Origin of the sequence: Nocardia cyriacigeorgica (genome assembly GCF_029868385.1) — a bacterium.
GTDB lineage: Bacteria > Actinomycetota > Actinomycetes > Mycobacteriales > Mycobacteriaceae > Nocardia > Nocardia cyriacigeorgica_F.
Map to the genome: position 1 here is coordinate 147,668 of NZ_JARWNX010000047.1, position 6,115 is coordinate 153,782.

The 6,115-nt window shown below is 57.6% G+C and carries 4 protein-coding genes; 3 read left to right on the forward strand and 1 reads right to left on the reverse strand.

All coding sequences use genetic code 11. The features are described from left to right. Position 1: 1 nt before the first annotated feature. The 3 genes from QH168_RS14720 to QH168_RS14730 all read left to right on the forward strand — a co-directional run bounded on the left by QH168_RS14720 (position 2) and on the right by QH168_RS14730 (position 5,615). Positions 2-472 carry a hypothetical protein gene (locus QH168_RS14720; RefSeq protein WP_280235206.1) on the forward strand — a complete coding sequence of 157 codons (471 nt, stop codon included), beginning with the start codon at positions 2-4 and terminating at the stop codon, positions 470-472. Between the two features lie 413 nt (positions 473-885). Further along, entirely contained in the window at positions 886-3,216 is a 2,331-nt protein-coding gene (locus QH168_RS14725) for a hypothetical protein (protein ID WP_280235207.1), read from the forward strand. A gap of 374 nt (positions 3,217-3,590) precedes the next feature. Continuing rightward, positions 3,591-5,615, forward strand: a complete 2,025-nt coding sequence (locus tag QH168_RS14730) for a hypothetical protein (protein ID WP_280235208.1) — start codon at positions 3,591-3,593, stop codon at positions 5,613-5,615. A 34-nt stretch (positions 5,616-5,649) separates the two neighbouring features. On the opposite strand, the gene QH168_RS14735 is transcribed toward QH168_RS14730, so the two are convergent. Next, a partial coding sequence (locus tag QH168_RS14735; RefSeq protein WP_280235209.1) for an AMP-binding enzyme occupies positions 5,650-6,115 on the reverse strand: 466 nt, incomplete at its 5' end.

Below are 6,115 nucleotides of genomic sequence, written 5' to 3' on the forward strand. Positions count from 1 at the left end.
AATGCGGGTCGCTGTGACCGGGCACATGAACATCACTGAGGAAACTGCGGTGCTGGTGCGCGAAGAGATCGCCCGGCGTCTGGCCGAGGTTCCCGATTTGATGGGCGTGAGCTGTATTGCCCGGGGAGCCGATTCGGTGTTCGCGCAAGCGGTGCTCGAGGCCGGTGGCCGGCTCGAGGTGGTGCTGCCCTCTCGGAATTACCGTGAAGCCAAGGTGAAGCCGGATCACGCAGCGTTGTTCGATGAGCTGGTGGCGCGTGCGGCCCAAGTGCGGGTGATGGATTTCGATGAGGCCGGCCGAGGGGCGTATGAGGCGGCGAACGAGGCGCTGCTCGGGTCAGCTGACCGGCTGGTTGCGGTGTGGGATGGGGAGGGCGGCGAGGCCGGGGGAACCGGCAGCGTGGTGAAGTTGGCGCGGGAGCGAGGGTTGGCTGTGGACGTGGTGTGGCCCGAAGGCGCGGCGCGTTCCTGAGTCTCATAACCGGGACAGTTTCCATGAGTGCTCGGAGGCTGGCCGTCGTGCCGGTACCTGGGATAGTTCTGAAGGAACGGCCGGAGGAGGAAGCGCGATCAGTAGATTCTCCGAATGAGATCGTGCGGGCTATCGTGGCCGCATGCGCGAGGAGCAGGCCGCGTCGTCGGATGCCGATCGTGGCCGAGCAGTGGGGTTACCGGCTGGCGGAGGAACGGAAGTGGCTGGATGAGGACCGTTTAGCTCGGGAGCTGCTACACATGCACAAGAGAACATCCAGCGCCGGGGCGATCTAACGACAGCCCCTCGTATCTATTTTGCACGCATACACCAGGCATGCCTCAAATGACAACGCCGGGCCACTATTGGCCCGCCAGAAGTCATCCGAGAAGGCCCTGATGGACAATCGGAAGGTGACAAGCCAAGAGGTAGCCGAAAGCTGGATCGCCCGAATCGAGGAGGCCGCTCGAACAGGCAATCCGCTCGACTTGCTGCAGTTCTGGGAGCGGGCTGAACAGGTGCCCGGGCTTCCGCCGGGCTGGTGTCCGCAAACACTGATCTCAGGCCGCGATCTACGGCAGGGACTGCTCGCTGCGGACTCCCACTCGGATCCCGTCGGCGTCGAGATTCGCGGAGCGCACATTGTGGGAGACGTGGACCTCAGATTTGTAGATCTGAAGCACCCGCTCATTTTCACGGCATGCACCTTTCACGGATCCATAAATATGGCCCTATCCAAACTGCATTCTCTGCGATTTCAAGTCGTAACCTTTAAGTCATTGGACTTGCAGGATGTAAGAATCTCAGGAGACCTCCATTTCAGAGTAGTTCACTCTTCGAAAGGCGTATCGGGAGTTGGACTACAGGTCGATGGAACGGTTGAACTAGAGGCAACCGTCTTGCAGAACTACCAAGGCGAGGCGCTTAAATTAGATCGAGCAAGGATCCAGGGCGATTTTCTAGCTCCCGGACTCGTCGCAAAAGGCGCCGTTGACATGATTGGAAGCCGCATTGAAGGTCACCTTTCTCTAAGCAGTGCCAAAATATCCGCCCCGCTCGACGACGCGTTGATACTCGATAGGATACGTGTCGCCGGAGGCTTCTCGGCGAATAAAGCACGCGTAGTCGGGTGCGTTCGCGCGCCAGCCGCACGCATCGAAGGAAACTTTGCAATGATGGACGCGCGAATAGACAATAAGTATGCTTTGGCGCTATTCCTGGATTCTGCTCACATGACTGGCGGATTGTATGTAGACTTCATCGAAATACAGGGAAAGCTCAGCGCGGTACACGCTCGAATTGACGGCAAGTTATCCATGTATGGCGCGCGTATTAACAATGGAGATGAACCCGCTGTAACCCTGCAAAGTTTGACCGCCACTGATGGAATTAACGCTGATGAGATCGAAGTTTCAGGTGCAATGAGTCTCTCTGGCGGAGAAGTAGGCGGAGAGGTATCGCTAGTATCAGCAAAAATATCAAGTCTCGGAAGTTACTGCCTTCAGCTCGACGGAATATGTATCTCAGGGTCGTTCTTCGTCAACAAGATAGAAACGTCTGGAACTGTCCGCGCCTTAGGGGTAGATATATCCGGGCAGCTGTCCCTAGTCGATGCCAAGATGCTGGCCCGCGAGGGTGCTGCCCTGGATTTAAGCGCAAGTCGTGTGACCCTCGGTGTATACGCACGTGGGCTTGTCGCTCAGGGTGAGGTTCTCGCCGTGGGTGCAAAGTTCGGAGCCGAAGTCGATTTCAGCTCGGCCGGTATATTTAATTTAGAAGGGCGCGCCCTCTCCTTGGATACGGCAGAAATAGCAGGGAGCTTATCAATGACAGGCCTGACGGCGCTAGGTAAAATCAATGCTCATGCCGTCACGGTAGGCCAACAAGTCGACCTTCGAGGAGCTGCCATTCATGGCTCTATGGGTGTGAAGGTGACATTTGCCCACTCGAAAATAAATGTGTTGATACTGCGAAATGTGCAGATCTTCCAAGGTCACGTAGATCTTTCGCGAACGAAAATCTCTGAACTCTGGACTGACCCAACTGGTCCGCCTAATATCATGGCAGACTTCAGTGGATGGGAAGTTGGCGATATATCTGGGTATATACGTTCCAATTATCGGGCGCTCTCAATATGGCTCAAAGATAGTGCAGAGGCAGTAAGAAAGCCTACCGATCCCGCCTTCCTGATGCAGCCTTGGCGTGCCGTGGCGGATGTTTACGATAAGAATGGAGATCATAGCGGTTCGCGATATCTTAGGTATCAGGCAGCCAAGCGAAGTGCCCATAAGGAAAGATTGCTAGATTCATTATCATCGTGGATCTACGGTGCCTTGGTTGGATTCGGCTATAAGCCTGCACGCTCCGCAGTATGGCTAGTTTTAGTTGGAATAGTGACCGGGATAATGATCATCAACAATAAGGAAAACTATGTGCCGGTCGACCCGAGTGTTGCGCGCGCTGCGGCCATTGATCATGCCACGCGCAACAATGAATCCCCACCTCCCGAAATTGACGGATCCACTCCTTGCGAGTTGATTCCAGCCTACCCTTGCCTGAAGTCGGGGATTTATGCGCTTAATAATGTCATTCCTGCTGCTGCGGCTACACCGCGACCTGACTGGGTGATAAGTTCGCAGGCACCCTGGTATTTACCGATCGTTATGGCAGTGCTTCGTGTAGGCAGTTGGATACTTCTCGCGATGCTCCTTGCTGGCGTGACCGGTCTCCTACGCAAAATTTGAGCAGCAGTCCTATCCTGACGTGAGGGCGCCTCGCCACGACGGCCCTGGGCTGTGTTTCATTCAATAGGCTCTGCACCCTCTTAATCCCGGTGCTCGGTGACCCGTTTGGGCTGCTCGGGGCTCATCGCGCCCGGGCATTGGCCGACGGCGACCAGACCTTGTCTGCTCCAGGCATAGGCCGACTGGGGTGCTGATGCCCAGCTGCGCAACAGGCTGGTTGGCGGCGACCAGGTTCCGGGGCTTTACGACGGAATTGTTCGGGATAATACCTTGGCGCGAACAAGTCTCCTTCGATGACTTCGTGATCAATCGTCACGCCAAATGATTGTGCGGGTTCTCAACCTTCTTCTGTCGAGAGTCGGTACCGTTCTGGCATGAGCAATCACGCCGGCAGTGACGTTGAAGACTACGAACCGCTCGGATGGCGTGATCGTATCCAGACTATGCCCACCATCCCTGGCCCGGGCGAGCAGTGGATCCATCGCATGGCGCCCGTCCTGGAAGCTCTGGTCGGCGCTGAGGATGCAGATGAAACCGTAAGTGTGCCAGGAATTGATGAGCCCCTGGCCATTGCAGAGCTTGTCAAAAAGTTGGGTCCGAGCCTTGTCAGTCGCCGCGGGAATCGGGTTGCGCTGACTGAAGGGATTAGGCAATGGATGCACGCTCAGGACCCGGAGAGGCTTATTCTACATCTTCATCGACATGTCCGGCTGGTCGGTGAACTGTTGTGTCTGCTGAGCGATGGCCCGCGCTCGCACGATGAACTCCGTGTGTCCGCCAACAGCCAATATTGTATGAACTGGGCAGCCCTGGACCAGGTCAGAAAGAGAACCACCTGGTTGCGGGCCTCAGGCCACGTAGAACTCTACGACGGCGCAGTCCATCTGACCGCAGCGGGCGCAGCACTACTGGATTGGCTCCCGCTTGGTAAGCCAGACATTGGAAAGGTCGATCCTGTTCCCGAGGTGACATCGGCGCATCCCGTGATTGATCAGATACTCAGTTCGATTGGCCGGCAAGGGCACAATGGGCGGTCTGAAGCGAGGAGTCTGCTCTTGCCAAGCCCAGAAGGCGTGAGTCAACTTGAGGTGCTGAAGGAGGCGGTTCATTCTGCCATTTCCGAGGCTGGCGACGACGATCTGGATGACCTATTCCAGCGCTACGGACTTGCGCTGGTCTCAGCGCGACAGGCACGCGCGTCACTGAAGTCCCTCGGGCTCATCGAACGGGTACGGATGGGACGATGGACTGCCACCGATGCGGCGGCGGCATGGTTGGAAAGCAACGACGACTTGGATCTCGTGCGGATTGCCCACGCGAGGGTGTGGTTCGTAGGCGAGATCCTTCAGGTTCTTAACGATGGCCCTGCAGACGCGGCGACGGTGGCCTCGTTTAGCGCACAGTATGGCCGCGAAGCACTGCGCGTGCCAGGTATAAGGTCACGTTTCGCGCTGCTGCGCGCGTGCGGAGTCCTGGAAAAGTTCGACCACCAGCGCTTCCAGCTCACTCTCGCAGGCCGAGCTCTGCTCAAGTCCCTACCGATTGCGGTCCGCATCGAAAGGGTGTCGGAGCGGACCCATTCTCCCGAGGAATCTGTCCCGCCTGCAACTCCGGGGGATACCGCATCTCTGCTCTCGAACGAGTTGATCGAGGCGATGCATGACAGCCGTCACCCGAAACGGTTCGAGCTGGCTGTCCACGATGCGTTGGACTACCTCGGCCTCGACGTCGAGCACTTGTCGGGCAGCGCACAAACGGATGTCGCTGCCGTCCTTCCTGTACCAGCGGCGAAGGTTGTTCTTGCAGTTGAAGCCAAGACGTCCGCAGACGGCCCGGTCTCCGATCATGAAGTCAGCTCTCAGAGGCTTCGGGAACATCGCGCCAAAATCGGTGCGTCCACAACAGTTCTGGTCGGCCCAGAGTTTCATCGTCATGTCCACGCTGAGGCGGGTGTTGATGCCCGTATAGCGGTTCTACACGCGCAGACTCTCGCTGACGCGGTAGTCCTACACTCAAAGACGCCGTTCTCGCCGCGCGAGTTGCAGGTGCTGTTCGATACTGATCTGACCGCCGATCAGCGAGACCCCGAGCTTCAGCGTTACCATGGGACACGTATGCAGCTTTTGGGCGTACTGGGCGCCGTGATTACGCAGCTGGAACTCGAAATGCGTGACGAGAACCCGATGTACGAAGGAAACTGGCTCGGTCCCAGCGAATTGCGTCGTGACTTGCGCAGCCTCGGAACCCCCCACGACACCATCGTCCACGCCTTACACTTACTGTCGTCACCGTTCATTGGCGTGCTTGAGGAGCACAAAGGACGATTTCGACTCGTAGGCCCCGGCCATCTTGTCACTGCACGACTCCAGTCAGCGATCAACAATCTGCAACTGCCATAGAGTCAGTACACAGCCTTGGCGCGTCCGGCGATTCTCACAGCGATTCGTTGACTTTGCCCTTGTCTTGCGGTTCGGGCGTCATGTGTTGATCACGTAGCGCTCCCCGGCGAATCTTGCCGGTCTGCGTTTTCGGCAGTTCAGCAAGAATCTTCACCATCCTGGGGCGCTTGTACGGCGCGAGACGGCCTCGGGCGAACGAGGTCAGTTCGTCGGCTTGTGTGTTGTGTCCATCTTTCAGAGATACGTAGGCTGCGACCGACTCCCCTTGATAGTCATCCGGGACGCCCACAACTGCCGCTTCGAGTACGGCCGGATGTTCGTAGAGGACGTCTTCGACCTCGCGCGGCCAGACTTTGTACCCGGAGACGTTGATCTGGTCTTTTATTCGGTCGACCAGGTACACCCAGCCCTGTTGGTCGACGATCGCGCTGTCGCCGGTGCGGAGCCGACCTTCGGGGAGAGCGGCCTCGGATTCTTCTGGTTTGTGCCAGTATCCGCGG